The organism is Microcoleus sp. D3_18_C4 (genome assembly GCF_036702355.1).
Taxonomy (GTDB): domain Bacteria; phylum Cyanobacteriota; class Cyanobacteriia; order Cyanobacteriales; family Microcoleaceae; genus Microcoleus.
In genome coordinates this window covers 15,845-32,921 of sequence record NZ_JAUBTF010000069.1, presented here as the reverse complement: position 1 = coordinate 32,921, position 17,077 = coordinate 15,845, and the positions used below count along the sequence as shown (strand labels likewise).

At 46.2% G+C, this 17,077-nt stretch carries 12 protein-coding genes; 1 reads left to right on the top strand and 11 read right to left on the bottom strand.

Translation table 11 applies throughout. The features are described 5' to 3' along the window. The 10 genes from QUA90_RS25570 to QUA90_RS25525 form a co-directional block, all read right to left on the bottom strand. On the bottom strand, positions 1 to 3,602 hold a 3,602-nt coding region (locus QUA90_RS25570; RefSeq protein WP_333448266.1), incomplete at its 3' end, for a DUF4347 domain-containing protein. 299 nt (positions 3,603 to 3,901) lie between these two features. Beyond that, positions 3,902 to 4,168 carry a sulfotransferase gene (locus QUA90_RS25565; RefSeq protein WP_333448265.1) on the bottom strand — a complete coding sequence of 89 codons (267 nt, stop codon included), beginning with the start codon at positions 4,166 to 4,168 and terminating at the stop codon, positions 3,902 to 3,904. Positions 4,169 to 4,452: 284 nt separating this feature from the next. Next, the gene (locus QUA90_RS25560; RefSeq protein WP_333080255.1) at positions 4,453 to 5,352 is read right to left on the bottom strand and encodes an ABC transporter ATP-binding protein; all 900 of its coding nucleotides are present in this window, start codon (positions 5,350 to 5,352) and stop codon (positions 4,453 to 4,455) included. Between the two features lie 126 nt (positions 5,353 to 5,478). Next, positions 5,479 to 6,252: an ABC transporter permease gene (locus tag QUA90_RS25555; protein WP_333448264.1), complete on the bottom strand. Its 774-nt coding sequence runs from the start codon at positions 6,250 to 6,252 to the stop codon at positions 5,479 to 5,481. 248 nt (positions 6,253 to 6,500) lie between these two features. Continuing rightward, positions 6,501 to 7,565 carry a hypothetical protein gene (locus QUA90_RS25550; protein ID WP_333448263.1) on the bottom strand — a complete coding sequence of 355 codons (1,065 nt, stop codon included), beginning with the start codon at positions 7,563 to 7,565 and terminating at the stop codon, positions 6,501 to 6,503. A gap of 111 nt (positions 7,566 to 7,676) precedes the next feature. Next, positions 7,677 to 8,849 (bottom strand): RNA-guided endonuclease TnpB family protein, encoded by a 1,173-nt coding sequence (locus QUA90_RS25545; RefSeq protein ID WP_333325484.1) that lies wholly within the window; start codon positions 8,847 to 8,849, stop codon positions 7,677 to 7,679. A 326-nt stretch (positions 8,850 to 9,175) separates the two neighbouring features. Beyond that, positions 9,176 to 9,922, bottom strand: coding sequence for a hypothetical protein (locus QUA90_RS25540; protein WP_333325481.1), 747 nt, complete (start codon positions 9,920 to 9,922; stop codon positions 9,176 to 9,178). Positions 9,923 to 9,985: 63 nt separating this feature from the next. Beyond that, entirely contained in the window at positions 9,986 to 10,153 is a 168-nt protein-coding gene (locus QUA90_RS25535) for a hypothetical protein (protein ID WP_333325479.1), read from the bottom strand. Further along, on the bottom strand, positions 10,131 to 11,156 hold the full coding sequence (locus QUA90_RS25530) for an ABC transporter permease (protein ID WP_333325476.1): 1,026 nt from the start codon (positions 11,154 to 11,156) through the stop codon (positions 10,131 to 10,133). The genes QUA90_RS25535 and QUA90_RS25530 overlap by 23 nt, the downstream gene beginning before the upstream one ends. Before the next feature lie 390 nt (positions 11,157 to 11,546). Beyond that, complete coding sequence (locus tag QUA90_RS25525; protein ID WP_242721486.1) at positions 11,547 to 11,891, bottom strand: hypothetical protein; 345 nt, start codon at positions 11,889 to 11,891, stop codon at positions 11,547 to 11,549. 622 nt (positions 11,892 to 12,513) lie between these two features. Here QUA90_RS25525 and QUA90_RS25520 point away from each other — a divergent pair. Then, positions 12,514 to 15,927 carry a PAS domain S-box protein gene (locus QUA90_RS25520; RefSeq protein ID WP_333448267.1) on the top strand — a complete coding sequence of 1,138 codons (3,414 nt, stop codon included), beginning with the start codon at positions 12,514 to 12,516 and terminating at the stop codon, positions 15,925 to 15,927. A gap of 55 nt (positions 15,928 to 15,982) precedes the next feature. Here QUA90_RS25520 and QUA90_RS25515 read toward each other — a convergent pair whose 3' ends face one another. Then, on the bottom strand, positions 15,983 to 17,050 hold the full coding sequence (locus QUA90_RS25515; protein ID WP_333448262.1) for an ABC transporter permease: 1,068 nt from the start codon (positions 17,048 to 17,050) through the stop codon (positions 15,983 to 15,985). Between the last annotated feature and the right edge of the window lie 27 nt (positions 17,051 to 17,077).

The following is a 17,077-nucleotide window of genomic DNA, read 5'->3' as shown; positions in this document are numbered from 1 at the left end:
ACTGTTGGTACTGTAGCATCAGCGGTGCGAACCAGTTGTGTGGCTGCGGTATTGTTGTTACCAGCGGTATCGGTTGCTCTTGCTGCTGGGATATCAACTGTGACAGGACCATCAGCATTCGGTGTAACGGTGAAATTATAAGTTGTACCAGTACCTGTAAATCCACTAACAGTGCCGTTAGCAACAGTCACGTCAGTGTCGATAAATCCTGTGACGCTTTCGCTGAATGTTGCTGTTACTAAAAATGGTGCGTTTGTGGTTGTTGGGGATGCGGATGTTAAGGTAACTGTTGGTACTGTAGCATCAGCGGTGCGAACCAGTTGTGTGGCTGCGGTATTGTTGTTACCAGCGGTATCGGTTGCTCTTGCTGCTGAGATATCAACTGTGACAGGACCATCAGCATTCGGTGTAACGGTGAAATTATAAGTTGTACCAGTACCTGTAAATCCACTAACAGTGCCGTTAGCAACAGTCACGTCAGTGTCGATAAATCCTGTGACGCTTTCGCTGAATGTTGCTGTTACTAAAAATGGTGCGTTTGTGGTTGTTGGGGATGCGGATGTTAAGGTAACTGTGGGGGCAAGAGTGTCTACAACCAAGGCTTTGCTATTAGCTAAAGATTGTCCGGCAGGAATAGTTAATGTTGCATTATTTCCAGCAGCATCTTTTAAGGTGGCACTTCCCCCTAAAGTTATGCTAATTGAGTTAAGGTCGGTGCTATTTTGTCCTGCTGCTGGAGTGTATGTACCCACAGCAGATGTGCCTGTGAAAGGTGCAATAGTTACAGTCCCACCTGTGTCTAAGGCGACTGTCATGCTACCGCCGGCTAAGGTAAGTGCTTCGCTGAAGTTGACGGTGACATTGATGTTGCCAGTTGTGTTGTAACTGCCATCGGCGGTGGTAGAGGTGATGCTGGTGACTGTGGGTGCAAGAGTGTCAATTACTATTGCTTTATTTGCACCTAAAGAGTTAGCAGCAGCGGGAGTGGGTAAGGTTAAAATCGCATCACCAGTGGCAGCATTCTTAATAGTTCCGCCGCTTAAAGATAAGGCAGTTGTGGAAAGATAGTCTAAGTCGGCACTGCTATCGCCTGCTGCTACAACGTAGCGGAATGTTAATGTGTTGCTACCTGTTCCTGAGAGATAACTAGCGACGGGAGTTGCGCCTGCTAAACTTAGTTGCGGTGTACCTGTGACGTTGACGATTTGTGAGAATTGAACGGTGATGTCGATGTTTGTACCGATGCCATAACTGCCGTTTGCTGTGGTAGAGGTGACGCTGGTAATGGTGGGGACGGGGTTAATAGTGATGTTGGCGGTTTCGATAGCGCTGCTGAAAACGCTGGAGGTGGTGTTATTGGTTCTGTCTGTGGTGTAGTTGGCGGTAGTGCCATTGGTTCCAACTATTCGATCCCAGGCGGCGAAGGTAATGGCGTTGGCGACAGTGCCGTTGTAACCTGTGTTGGGAACAAATCGGAGTTTTGTATTAGCATCACTGGCTAAGAGTAAGGCGTTGGTGGCAGAAACGGCTGGGGCGTTATTCCAGTTTGTGCCATTGGTGGTGTATTGCCAAGTGCCGTTAGCGGTGTTTAAGGCAGTGATGGCGATGCCTTGAGAGGCGCTGGCGTTGGGATCGGTGATTTTTGTGCCGCCGAGGTTGGTGATGATGGTGGAGATGAGTGTGCCTGTACTGGCGCTGTCATTTTGGTTTTGTGCGTTGAGGGTGGGTGTGCCGCTGCTGTCGAGGGTGGGGGAGTTGTTGACTAAGACGCTGACTGTGGTGGGGGTGGAAACTACGCCGTCGGTGGCGGTGTAGGTGAAGGTGTCTACACCGTTGAAGTTGGCGGTGGGGGTGTAGAGGATGCTGCTTTTGTTGTTAACAGCGATCGCCCTGACCTCGCCATTCATCCCGGTACCAGGGTTGAAGGTGGTATCCAGGGTGCCGTCGGTATTCATCCGGGCAATATAGTTGCGGGTTGTGCCGTTGACTGTGGTGAATTGGCCGCCGACTACGGGTTTGCCACTGCTGTCTAGGGCGATCGCCTGGACAGTGCTATTCATGCCGCCAGTGGGGTTGAAAGCAGTATCCAGGCTGCCGTTGGCGTTCATTCTGGCGATTCGGGTGCGAGCTGTGCCGTTGACTGTGGTGAACTCGCCGCCTACGTAGGGCTTGCCACTGCTGTCAACCGCGATCGCGCTGACAAAATTATTCATGCCGCCAGTGGGGTTGAAAGCAGTATCCAGGCTGCCGTCGGCGTTCATTCTGGCGATATAGTTGCGAGCTGTGCCGTTGACATTGTTGAAATAGCCCCCTGCGTAAAGTTTGCCACTGCTGTCGAGGGCGATCGCCCAGACAACGTTACTCATGCCGCCAGTGGGGTTGAAAGCAGTATCCAGGCTGCCGTCGGCGTTCATTCTGGCGATATAGTTGCGAGCTGTGCCGTTGACTGTGGTGAAATAGCCGCCTACGTAGGGCTTACCACTGCTGTCAACCGCGATCGCTTGAACCTGGTTATTCATGCCGCCACTGGGGGTGAAAGCAGTATCCAGACTGCCGTCGGCGTTCATTCTGGCGATTCGGTTGCGAGCTGTGCCGTTGACGGTGGTGAAATTGCCGCCTACGTAGGGCTTGCCACTGCTGTCTATGGCGATTGCCTCGACAGCGCTATTCATGCCGCCAGTGGGGTTGAAAGCAGTATCCAGGCTGCCGTCGGCGTTCATTCTGGCGATTTGGTTGCGAAAAGTGCCGTTGACATTGGTGAAAAAGCCCCCTGCGTAAAGTTTGCCACTGCTGTCTATGGCGATCGCCTCGACACTGTTATCCATCCCGCTACTGGGGTTGAAAGCAGTATCCACACTCCCATCGCTATTCAACCGAGCGATATTGTTGCGAACTGTGCCGTTGACTGTGGTGAAAGCGCCGCCTGCGTAAATCCAATCGTTGATGGTGGCAGTGCCATTAGTAGGCGCAGTGGTGATGCTTTGCACTGAGACGCGACTGCTGCCCGTGTCGTTAGCAAGCACGTCGATACTGGTAGCGGCCGAGTTAACTGTAACGCCTTTGTTATCTGGGTTAGCAACGGCTGGTAGGATGTATTTGTAAGTTTTGAGACTTTCAGAATTAAAGGGTATTGATGTTTCTATGGAGCCTGTTTCTACTTCTAAGTTCCAGTCGCCTCCTAATTCTGCATTGCCTGTAGTATTATTCGATGCTGCTACATCAGCTAAAGTTAATTCGCTCAGTTCTTTAACAAATTTGATTCCTGTTTCTCCTGCTGCTACATCGCAGCCGTAGAGGTGGATTTCGCCATTTTCTGTTAAGGCATTTCCCCACTGTTTTATCTGAGTGCTGAAAGTTTTTATCTCTTTGTCATTGAGCGTGTCTGCGCCAAGTTTTAAACTACCTGGGCTGCCGTGTGAAAGGATGTGTACGGCTTCAATATCTTTTTGAGCTGCTAAGGCGTTTGTAATTTGGTCTATCCCGCTTAAATTGTCATTTAAAATGAAAATTTGAGCAGCATCGGCGTTTTGAATCAGGCTTTGATAATCTTGTACAGAAGAGTCAACGAAAATAATTTGCTTGTTGGCGGTTGGTACGTTCATAACTGCTGAAGTCCTTTATATATATCGTTTACACGTAAATCTGGCTCTTGTTGCAACCCCCGCGTCGAAGCTTAAGTTCTCGTTATGAGGACTGAAGAATTTATTAGTTTTACTACTCCAATCAATCGGTCGGTAAAATTTTTAGCTTGTTGCGCTGGATTATTAAATAACCTCGAAACATCAAAGGCGTTGCGCCGAATCAGTAGCTCAATGCTGTCCATAATCCCAGCAATGTTTCTGACACAGCAGATAACTTTGGCTTCCGGAAATAGTTCCAGAATTAATGGCAATTTCCTGCATCACAGGGGATTGGTGTCGAATATCACTTCTTTTTCAGCTTGCGGGTGGTAATAAGCTGAAAAGATGCTCATAATCAGTGCCAGTTTTTGTTCAGAGGAAATGAACACGGAAAACTCATTATCTTCGGTCATGGCTGACAACATTCGCTCCACTAAACCCCCAACGGGGGAGGTCATGGCGGCGTGAAAGCGAGGATTTTGTCGGAGTAATGCTGCCAGTAAAGTAGAGCCCGATCGGGGTAGTCCTGATATGAAGTGGGCTTTCACTTGCCTAGCGTGGGAATGGGTGTTTAGAACTTAAATACAACTTAAATGTATCATACTAAAGACATATCTTTTATAGCAGATTTTTTATTTAACAGTTCGCAACACAATATCCAGGTTTACGATATCTTTACAATCTAGACATCGTGGGTTGACTTTTTCTATCTCTATAATTGCTTCCGGACTCTGCCTTTATAAGTCGGAAAAGTCAGATATTTGCCATGATTACAGAATTACTTTGGAACTTTGACCGCAGATGGTGGGGGATATACGCAGAGGGACGCAGATTAGGATACAGTTTGTTTAGTTACCTCAACATAAATATGTTCTAATCGCACCGGATATCGAGCGATTGAATCAATAGAAATTCCATCGAACAGCAAAATAATTTCTTTTAATTCTAAACGTTCCGGCAGCCAAAAAGCTAAATCGCTACCGTAGCGGCGGGGAATGAAACTGTATTGTTTAGCACGGGCGATGACTTCAGCTTCTTCGTCGGTTTTTACCACGATAATTTCTTGAGCAGGAATTAGTTTTTGCAACTCCTCTAAACTGCCCTCAGCCACAATACTGCCATTTTTCAGAATCCCGATTTTCTGACAAAGACGCTCAGCTTCATCCAACAAGTGAGTTGTCAGCAAAATTGTAATTCCTTCCGATTGCAATCGCTGAATTAACTCCCAAATTTCATAGCGAGCCTCAATATCTAAACCCGTTGTCGGTTCATCTAAAATTACTAATTTAGGTTGGTGCACCAATGCTACCGCAATATTCAAACGGCGCTGCATTCCTCCGCTCAAAGTTTCCACGGGGCTTGTAGCTCTATCTGTCAAATTTACTGCTTTCAAACAGTGTCTTACTTGATAGCGGCGCTGCTTGCGCTCTAAGCCGTAAATTTGAGCAAAAAAATGGAGGTTTTCTTCGCAGCTAAGGCTTTTGTAAAGCAAATTTTCTTGAGGCGCTACCCCTATTAACAATTTTGTAGAGTCAGAAACAGGTTCGCCATTAATAGAAACTTGGCCGCTGTCGGCATTTAGCAAATTGCATAAAATATTGATAGTTGTAGTTTTGCCCGCCCCGTTTGGCCCCAGCAAACCGTAAATTTCTCCAGCTTGAATGTGCAGTGTTAAATCTTTAAGCACTGAACGCTCGCCATAGGACTTATTTAGCTTTTCTATTTGCAGCACTGCTTTAATTCTCCGTATTATTTTATATATTTAGGGTTGTTTCTGAACGATTAAACCGCAGAGAGCGCAGAGGGCGCAGAGTCTCCAGAAGATAGAGATGAATAATTACGACATAATGAGATAGTTTTAAAGTCTTCTTTCAACTCTCAGCATCCTGCGGTAAGAAAGCCATCCACCTGCAATCATGGCAATAGAAAATATGAATAAATACCAAAAGTGTTCGGCAATATCAGCCCAATCTTTGCCGTCAGCCCACACGCCCATCAGCGCTTCGTTCATGTGATAAATTGGATTGTACTGGGCGAGTTCCAGCAGACTTTTGGGAAACAGCGAAGTTGGCAAAAATGCGCCTCCTAAAATCAACAAAGGAACGCCGAAAGCCGCTACTAGCGAGTTGACATCTTCAGTGCGCCTCGCAAACTGGGTGCCAAGAATAAAGCCTACACCTACATAAGATACAATACTGAGCAGAATAATCGCACATCCTAACAGGATAGAGCCTTGAAATTGCGCTCCTAAACAAGAGGCGATCACATATACTAAAATTACCTGACCGATGCCGATGCAACTGTGAGCCAGAAAAATTCCTAAAAAATAGGAAGTGCCACTCAGGGGGGAAATAAACAAGCGTTTGAGGGTATGCTGTTCTCGCTCTGCTACTACTGTTGCTACGCTACCACCGAGACAGCTAAAAAATAAAGCCGCTCCTACTAAGCTTGCAGGTGCAGCAGTTTCAAAGGCTTTTGCTGTGGTGAGATTAGCGCGTTCTTTTAAAATCAAAGCGTTAATTAGCAAGATAGAAACTGGAAAAATACTCCACAAGATTAAGCTGCGTCGTCGCCTTCCCAATTCAATTAAAATTCGCTGCGCTACAGCGAGGGTTTCGTACCAGTATTTCATAAGAAATCTATTAGTATTGTTATAATTGGGAATTGGTAATTATGCCACCGCATATCATACCATAGAGATGCCAATAATTTAACTCTCAAGAAAAAACCCGCCGACGCGGGTTGGGATTTTAGGGGGATAGGTTTTAACACCAGTTAAAAAAAGAACGGAACAGTAACAACTTCTCAACCCATATCGAATCAGTTGTTCCCAATTCTTTAAGCGAAAATTGTATAACTTGTCGCAGTTTCTTGCTGCTCTCAATTAATCCTAAAGTTCTTACCTCTGTAACATCCTTGAAAAGAAGTTAAACTAATGCTGTTTTTCTGTTCCAATTTAGTCACGAGGGAAGAAGTATTGCTACTTTCAGGGGTAGCACCCCACTTGTAGATAAAGTCGCCGAGATTGTCTCCGGTTTCTTCGTAGCTGTGCTCTTCAATTGGAATTCCAGAAACTCCTGAAACAGTTTGGTTGTGGTATCCGTTAACAATGATTTTTTCGATAACTGCGCCCGGTTCTGCGGTAATGTTCCATTGCACCGGTTCGTAGGCTGAAAGTGCGAGAATTATGGGTTTGTTTCGGCGTTCTACCTTGACTTCGAGCCTCTCCGAGGGCTTCGCTAACGCACTTTTTGATAAATCTCGGTTCTTGTGATCCGCATTGGCTTCGTAAACGCCTATTAAATGAAGTTCTTTGTTTCCGCTTGAGGAACCGATATAAGCTGAAAAATCGTCGGAACCACCAAGCCCGCAGTTGGCGCCAGAACTAATTGGGGAAATAAAAGCTGTTTTTTCGGCGAGTTTCTGCTGCACCGCCGGCACTACCCACAATCCGGTTCCGATGCCTAAAGCACCTATCAAAGCGGCGGCGATACCGAAAGGAAGGGCATTTGTCAGGTGGCGAACAACTGGTTTGGCTGTTAGTTGAGATAGCGTTTGCTGCCAATTTTCACCAGTTTGTCGATCGGCATTCCCGCCATCGAGACAGGCCAATAAACCTAAACTTTCCGGCTGTTCGAGCAGACTTTGAACAGTTTTCCCTTCGCCGACGTAGAGATTTCTAGTTTCTGTGTCTAAAAGCAGCCAGTAGCGATCGCCCTCGCCGAGGTTGTACTCTTGTACCACAGGATCGACTAAATCGTGCTGCAAAAACACCAGCCAAGCCATATTATTGCCAGTGCCGACTGTTTTGCCGTCGCTGGAAATAAGTTGGTCGATGTCGGGTTCCCAGCGCCAAGCTACCCAGCGACTATCTCCTCGATAGCCCAGGGATTTTTCTAGTTGCGGATGAGCGGTTATTTGTAAGCGTTGAACTAAGTTTGACACTCTTATGTCCTCCTCAAGTGCGATCGGCTCTAGAGCAATTTTGTGGCAATTTAAAACAAATATTTTGCTCTTGACATCCTCCCGGCCGTGAACGACGGGGATTCCTAAACCTCACGATTTAGGTTTCTGTTTCTTAGCAGTCGCCTTCACAGATTTACTCTGTTGGGGTCTTACACTCGCTCCACAGACTGACACCGCAAGCCCTGCGGCCAAAATGTTTTTACTCGCGTTAATGTCACGGTCATGGTGAGTTCCGCACTCTGGACATTCCCATTCTCTAACACTTAACGGCAATTCACGGGCAATATGCCCACAATTACTGCACCGCTTAGAACTAGGAAACCATCTATCTATCTCAATATAGGTTCTCCCATACCAACGGCATTTGTAAGCTAATTGACGGGTTATTTCTCGCCAACTTACATCTGATATAGATTGGGCTAAATTGGGATTTTTGACCAGGTTTTTCACCGCTAAATTCTCAACTACAATCGTTTGGTTTTCACGAACTAATTGAGTCGTTAGCTTATGTAAATGGTCTTTTCTGCTATCGGTTATTTGAGCGTGAACCTTAGCTACCTTAATTCTTGCTTTTTCTCTATTTTTTGACCCTTTCTGTTTGCGATCAAGAGTTTTTTGGACTTTACGCAATCTTCGGTAATGTTTCTTAAAGTGTTTAGGATTAGCGATTTTATCCCCGTCGCTAGTAATCATAAGACTACTAATTCCTAAGTCAATTCCTATCACTTTGTCGCTAACAGGTAAGGGTTTAATAGTTGGATCATCAAATCTAATTGAGATATGCCAACGTCCTGATGGATGTAATCTAACCGTTACCGTACTAGGTTCACAATATGAGGGTATTTGTCTTGACCATCGAATAGGTAAAGGGTCTAAACATTTAGCTAAATAAATTTGTCCGTTTTTAAAATTAAAAGCAGACTTGGTAAATTCTACACTTCCTCCTTGATGTTTTTTCTTAAAGTTAGGATACCTAGCACTACCAGCAAAGAAATTAGTAAAAGCTGTTTGTAAATGTCTCAAGCCTTGCTGTAAAGGAACACAACTAACTTCATTTAAAAAGTCTAATTCTTCTTGCTTTTTCCAAGACGTTAACATTGAGGAAGTTTGACTGTATCCTATTCTTTCTTGCCTTTCGTACCATGCTTGAGTTCTTTCGTGGAGAGCTTTATTGTAAACCAATCTTACACAGCCGACGGTACGCCACAATAGCGACTCTTGTTCTGGCGTTGGGTAAAATCGGTAACTGTGAGCTTTTTCCATACCTCACATTTTAGCATATATTTGGTGAAATGTTAAAATTAAATACTAAAGCCGTCCTCGAACGACGAGGTTTGGGACCCCAAATTTTCGATGACTGCTTCTACCTGGTTGTCCAGTTTTAAAAGAGTGCTTGGCTAATAGCGTCTACAAGTTCTTAGCTTAACTTTTATTTTGCTACTCTGCTACAAAATATGCCGATCGCACCTGACATCAATATTAAGCAGGCAAATAAATATTCCGGCTTTCTCGCGGGTGAACAATCCCTGAAAAAGAGACGGTTTTAGAGAAACCCGGTTTCTGTGATGAAAGTTCTGACACTTCGCCGATTATTGGCGGGGGCCATCAATCGCATCTCTAGTCGGTGCAAGGCCTCCGGGGCTAAAGGAACTCGGCGGCACTCTCGGAAGATTGAGATTGGGATTGGGAACTAAATCGCTGTTGCTATCACCAGCATTTCCACCCGTGGGAGACGCACTATTATTGGGATTGGTACTCGGTGAACTTCCCGGATTGAGATTATTGGGATTGGTATTCGGCGAAGTTCCCAGATTGGGATTATTGGGAGTGGTATAGGGCGAACTTCCCGGATTGAGATTATTGGGATTGGTACTCGGTGAAGTTCCCGGATTGGCATTGGGAGTACCTGCGGGCGAAGTTCCCGGATTGGCATTGGGAGTACCTGCGGGCGAAGTTCCCGGATTGGCATTGTTGGGATTGTTGGGATTTGCCGTGCCTGTAGGAGTAGTTATCGGCGTGCCGACAGCATCTCTGGTGAGGGCGTTGGGGTTCGGGGGAGGAGGCGGAGCAGCCCCATTGGGGTTATTTGCAGGAGCATTGGCGGGGTTGCCCGCAACCGGAGCAGGGTTTTGGGGAGCAGCATTGCTGCCACACAAGCTGACTAAATCAAAAGTTGTGCCGCCTCGGGTTTCGATGAAGCAAACCGGCACATTTACATCGGGGTTTGAGGCTCTGGGAAAATCGGCTGTTCCCGGCATGGGACGGCTAAAGGCAGCTTCAGCCATCAGTGGGGTCAAGGCCGCCGATAGAGCGGCGATTGTTCGCAATAATCTCATCAGCGTTTCCTCAAATGTATAATTTTATTTTCTCCACTATTGCCCATAAATTGCCAAGTGTCGTCACTCTAAAAGCCGATCGATCTTTTTGACAACTGCTTCTACAGGCCCACCGCTGGCTGCAATATCTCGCGCAGACAGAAAGTACAGGTAGAAAAAGGCGAAAGTGCAACAGTCGCGCATCCGTTGCCCTTCTTCCTTGATATTTTTAGTACCGAATTCGCGGGTCAACGTAAGCGTTCAAAATATCAATTACAATGCTGGCAATTACGACAATTGCCGCAAAAAACACCACAATACCTTGAACAGTTGGATAATCCCGCAAGCTAATCGCTTCGTAAAGACGATTTGCCAACCCCGGCCAAGAAAAAGTAACCTCTGTTAAAATAGCACCGCCCAACAGTGCAGCAAAAGTCAATCCTAAGACAGTAATCACCGGAATTAGTGCATTTTTCAGAGCGTGAGCCCATAAAATCTGGAATTCTGGAATGCCGCGAGCTCTAGCTGCTTCGACATAATCTGCTTGCAAAGTTTGCTTGAGATTCACCCTGACAATGCGCTCGAAAATGCCGCTCAAAAGAATCCCCAACGTCAAACTCGGAAGTGCTAAATAATGCAAAGATGTGAGAAACTGACCAGGGTTAGCGCTCAGGAGACTGTCAATAGTGTATAGTCCTGTGTAGCCTTCGGGGGCGGGGAATGTGACGGGAAAGCGAGTTCCCAAGGGAAACCATCCCAACTGCACCGCGAAAATTAATTGCAAAACCATGCCGGCCCAAAAAGCGGGCAGCGAGTAAGTGATAATGCCAAACAAACGGCCGACAGCATCGAAAATAGTGTTGGGGCGGGATGCTGCCAGGGAACCGATACTGATGCCGACAATTAAAGCTATGGCCATGCTACAAAATGCTAATTCCACTGTAGCGGGGAAATAATCTCCGATAATTTGCCACACGGTTTGTCCGCGAGTGGTGATTGAGGTTCCCAAGTCGAAGCTCAACAAGTCTTTCATGTATTTGAGATATTGCTGCCACAGGGGTGCGTCGAGGCCGAGTTGAGTTCGCATTGCTTCTTTGGCCGCTGCAGGAGCTCGTGAGCCGAGAATGGCATCTATGGGGTCGCCTGGAGTAGCCCGCAACAATAAAAATACTGCTGTGGTGATTGTCCACAACATTAGCGGTGCCAGAAGCAAGCGGAGAAAAATATAAGATTGCAGGGCTTTGGAACGAGACATAATATTTGGGAATTGAGAATTGGAAATTGAAAATAGACAGTTGATGCCAATTTAATGTGAAGTTGCACATATCTCGATCCCCCTAAATCCCCCTGGTTGTTGGGGGACTTTGAGAAGAATCTTGTCCCCCCCTTAGTAGGGGCGGTGCCCCCGTGCCCGCCCCTACTAAGGGGGGATCACATTCTACGGGGCCTCATAAAAAATTGGTATGAGTGGATTTTACTTACATCTTGCACTATTCTCAAGAACAGGAAAGATGCCTGTTCCACAACAGATAAATTTTATTTTAAACCGTTGCTCCTCGCCCGCCATGAAAGGATGATTGAGAATGGCGGAAGATATCAGTTTTAGCGAAAAAGTCGATCGACTTTTTCGCAATTCCCGATTTTCTTATTCCCCTAGCAGCGATTCAAATGCAGCTTGCAAAGACTTGATATCGCCTACTCTGGCTACTAACAAGTTTTCGCTGCCGGCATCCTGCAGCCTGTGTCTCCAATACTGGATGCTATCGGAGTTGTTCATCCAGAAACTAATCACGGTGTCTACAACTCGATCGACATCCCAGCCGCGGTTAGGAGAAACTGTCTCTACGGATGCCACAAACGCATCGAGAGTGCACTTTCGGTTTGCCAAGTATTCTACACCGGACGGCTGCTGTTGTTGCAGCAATTCCTGCTGCTGGTTAAAAAATGTTAAAGTTGGAGATACGCCCAGGATTTCAAATGTATAGTTCATGTCATCCTCCAGAAGTATTATTTTGCCAAAATGTCGATCGTCCAAAAAAGCCAACAACGCTTTACTTGGCTGGCGTTGATGAAATGCAGATGCTTCAATTATCCTCTTTGTAGTCGAGCGGGATTTTGGCGGCTTATCTTATTAATAGCAAATTTTTCAACACCAGATTGTCACAGAATTTACATTTGTCCTTGCACGGTAGAAAAAATTAAAATTAAATTTTTATTAACCCGGCGTAAGGAAGACAATGCCCACCCGGAGAAAGTGAGCTTATTTTAGATTTAAAACTTTAGATTAAAAAATTGAATAATTGGCAATGACTGATGACAAGCAGGGTGTGGATCACGGGCCTAAAATTGCTTTTTTTACGGCGTGTGACGTTTTGACAGCGAGTCCCCAGAGCGATCGCCACATTCAGGCAAGTAGTGGCATGATTAATGTTACAAGTTTTTACAGTAGCGGTGGAAACCTCAGCCCTGTTTTGAGTTGCCGACCACTGCACTTCACTATTTGTGTACAACCTTGTAACTTATATCGAGGATCTCTTTTAAGCGACAAAGGATACGCAAACCTGGTAGGTGTCAAAATATTGATGTTATTGAAAAGTCTGAGCAGTTGTGTGATGAAAAGCTCGCCCAAGATGTCACTAAGCCTAGTTTTGTTGATACCGCTGGTGGTGCAAATCTCCGTAGCAGTCGGCGTGACTGGATGGCTTTCGTTTCGCAACGGCCAGAAAGCTGTCAATGACCTTGCTACGAGGTTAAGCTTGGAAGTTGCAGCGAGGACGAAAGAAAATTTCCGCAGTTTTGGGGATGTGTCTCATTTATTCCTGCAAATGAATACTGCTGCGATCGCCTCTGGCAACTTAGATCCGCAAGACTTCCCCAACTTAGAGCGCTATTTGTGGAACCAGACCAAGCTGAGCGATCGAAATACAACCATCTACTACGGCGACGAACAGGGCAGATTCCTATTGCTCAAGCGAGAAGCAGAACACTTAGTATACATCAGAGACGAATCAACGGCTCCAAACCGCCAAATTTATCGCCTAGATAGCCAAGGAAATCGCACTGAGCTAATCAAAACCGTCCCCTATGACCCCCGTACTAGACCGTGGTACAAAGCTGCCAAACAGTCAGGCAAAGCCACTTGGTCTCCTATCTACACCTTCGCAGCACCGCCAGTGCTCGGCATTACGCCGGTGATGCCCATCTACAGCCAAACGGGCAGCCTGCAGGGGGTATTGGCAATTGACCTGACTCTTTCTCAAATCAGCGATTTTCTCAAAAGCATCAAAATTAGCCCGTCGGGACAAGTTTTTGCGATCGAACGCAGCGGGGAAATAGTCGCCAGTTCCACAGACGAATTGCCCTTTGTCACCGACAAAGACGGACAAAAACGGCTGTTGGCGACTAGGAGCAAAAATTTGCTAATTCGAGCGTCTTCCACATACTTGCAAAAACGATTTGGTAGTTTTGAAGAAATTGACAGCAAAGGACAGTTTACCTTCGAGATAGACGGCAAACGTCAATTCATTACCGTTGTTCCCCTGCAAGACGGTCGCGGCCTCGATTGGCTGATTGTAGTCGCCATCCCGGAAGCCGACTTTATGAAGCAAATTAACGCCAACACTCGCACAACTATCTTATTGTGCTTTTTTGCCTTCGTACTGGCGATCGGACTCGGAATTTTCACCTCTCGCTGGGTTGTCAAACCGATTACCCGATTGCTACAAGCTTCCAAAGCTTTAACAAAAATGTCCGAATCATCCGGCTTCACCTCCGCAGAATTAGACGGCCAAGTCGAAGTTCAAGGAGTCAAAGAACTGGGTCTCTTAGCTCAGTCTTTCAACCAAATGGCGAGACAATTGCGATCGTCTTTTGTTGCCCTAGAACAAACCAACTCTAGTTTAGAACAGCGAGTAGCAGAGCGGACTGCCGAACTCGAAGCGGCAGAAGCGGAATTGCGGGCTTTGTTTGCAGCTATGAATGAATTAATTATAGTTTTCGACGCCAGCGGTCGCTATTTAAAAATCGCGCCCACAAATCTTTCTCTGCTCTACAAACCAATAGAAGAATTAGTTGGCAAAACAGTCACAGATGTGTTTCCGCAAGCTACATCAGACAATTTTCTCAAGCACATCCGAGCAGCTTTAGATACTCAGCAAACTGTCAGCATCGAGTACGATTTAACCATTAGCGACCGCGAAGTTTGTTTTGCAGCCAGCATTTCACCGCTTTCAGCAGAATCCGTCATTGTGGTAGCCCGCGACATTACCGAACAGAAGCGAGCCGAATCAGCGCGACGCCACAGGCAAAAACAATTGCTCAAACAAAATACGGTTTTGGTAGAATTGGCAAGAAATAAAGCGCTGTATCGAGGCGATTTGCAAGTAGCTTTGAGGCAAATCACCGAAGCAGCAGCTCATACCCTACAGACAGAAAAAGCTGGCGCGTGGCTATACGATGAGAGTCGATCGAAACTGCAATGTCTCGACCAATTTAGGCGCAGCAACCACCAGCATTCCCAAGGTAATGAACTCGCAGCAGCAGACTATCCAGCTTATTTTCAAGCTTTGGAAGAACACCGGACGATCGCAGCCGAGGACGCTCTCTCAGATATTAGAACCAGAGAATTTGCCGAATCTTACTTTGCAAAAGTGGGTACTACATCAACCTTAGATGCGCCGGTGCGACTGGGAGGACAAACAGTGGGAGTCATCTGTATCGAACAAGTGGGAACTACTCGCAACTGGACATTAGAAGAACAAAATTTTGCTGCTTCCCTGGCAGATTTGGTATCATTGGCGATCGAAGCCAGCGAGCGCGATCGTACACAAAGCGCTTTGCGTCAAGCAGAACAAAAATATCGTAGCATCTTTGAAAATGCCGTCGAAGGCATTTTTCAAAGAACCCCTCAAGGCCACTTCTTGAGCGTAAATCCAGCTTTAGCCCGCATCTATGGCTACGCCACTCCCGAAGAATTGACATCAAATCTCACAAACATCAGACAGCAAGCTTACGTCAATCCTCAGCAGGGCGACAAGTTTATGCAGGTGATGGAAGAATTCGGAGAAGTTTCGGGGTTTGAGTCACAAGTTTACCGCGTTGACGGCAAGGTAATTTGGATTTCCGAAAGCGCGCGTGCAGTGTGCGACGCCAACGGCGAGGTACTCTACTATGAAGGCAGCGTCGAGGATATTAGCGATCGCAAAGTCTTTGAATCCGCCTTGCAACTCGCCCTAGAAGCAGCCGAAGCCGCTTCCACCGCAAAAAGCGCATTTTTGGCAAACATGAGCCACGAACTGCGAACACCTCTGAATGCCATCATCGGCTACAGCGAAATGCTCCAAGAAGAAACCGCAGAATTGGGTTACGATGAACTCACCCCAGATTTAGACAAAATTCGCACTTCCGGCCGACACTTGCTATCGCTAATTAACGACATTCTCGACATTTCTAAAATCGAAGCCGGCCGCATGGATCTTTACTTAGAAACCTTCGACATCGCCGCCTTGATTGAAGAAGTAGCATCTACTGCCACGCCGCTAATTGAGAAAAACGGCAACACTCTAAACTTGGATCAAATTACGAATATCGGCACGATGCACGGTGACATTACCAAAGTGCAGCAGATTTTATTAAATTTGCTGAGCAATGCCGCCAAATTCACTCAAAACGGTACAATTACCCTCACAGCCAGCCGAGAAAAATTTGCGCGCGACAGCAGCGAAGCAAAACAAGAAAACACTTCTGAACCTGCGGCAAGTTCTCAATCTTCAATTGCTAGTAAAGAATTTTTAGTTGTTAATTGTACAGATACAGGAATTGGGATGACTCCCGACCAGTTGCAGCACATTTTCCAACCCTTTACCCAAGCAGACGCTTCCACCACCCGCAAGTACGGCGGCACCGGTTTGGGATTAGCAATCAGCCAGCGTTTTTGCCTAATGATGGGCGGCAATATAGCAGTAAAAAGTCAGGAGGGTGTTGGTTCTACTTTTACGATCCGCTTGCCAGTTAATCTGCAAAATTAGGGGGCGTAACTGTTACACCGGATCGGTCTGGAAACTAGAAATTACTAACTCCCAATTACCTTTGAATGCTGCGCGGATCGAGAGCATCCCGCAACCCATCCCCCAATAAATTAAACGCTAAAACAGTCAAAATAATCAGTATCGCCGGAGGCCAAACCAACCAAGGCTGCAACACTAAAATTGAAGCATTAGTAGACAGAGATAGTAAATTTCCCCAAGAAGGATCGGGCTGTTGAATTCCCAAGCCAATTAAACTCAAAACCGACTCCGACACAATAAAACTCGGAACAGATAAAGTAGCAGAAATAATTACATAAGTAGCAGTTTGTGGCAAAACGTGGCGGACAATAATATAAATTGGATTGGCGCCCATTGCCCGCGCCGCTTGCACGAATTCTAGCTGTTTAATTGACAGTACCTGACCGCGAATCACCCGCGCTAAACCCGCCCAACTGATAAATGAAGTAATCAGCACAATCAATATAAATCGCTGAGCACTTGTCAATCCCGGTGGCAATACTGCTGCTAGCGCTACTAATAAATAAAGACCGGGAATCGTCATCAATACTTCGGCGAAGCGCATTAAAATACTGTCAATCCAACTGCCGAAATAACCAGATATGCCTCCGATTAACAATCCCAAGGGAAAAGAAATTGCTATTCCTACTAAACCGATGCTGAGGCTAATGCGGCTGCCGTGTACTAAGCGACTGAATTGATCGCGAGCTTGTTCATCCGTACCTAAAAGGTTAATTTGGCCTTTTCCTGTAGTGCCAAACAGGTGCCTGTCGAAAGGCAAAAATCCTAAAAATTTATAGGGGGAAGCTTTGACAAACAAACCGAGAGCAGAAGGTTTTTGCCAGTCTACAATTACCTCGCGAGCGCCCGTATTCGCATCTACTGGGCCCTGAGTAGTCGGATAAACGTGGGGCCCGATAAATCGCCCGTCTGGGGTGCTTAAATAAATCTGAGTCGGCGGCAGCAAGGAAGCGTTTAATTGAGAGTCGTAGGGGTCATAAGGTGCCACAAATTCGGCCAAGAGTGCGACTGTATAAAAAATTAACAGTAGCACGGCTCCCAACCGAGCTAGAGGATTTTTTCTAAGATTTTGCCACCATTTCATAAGTTTTTAGGTTTGAGATTTTCAGTG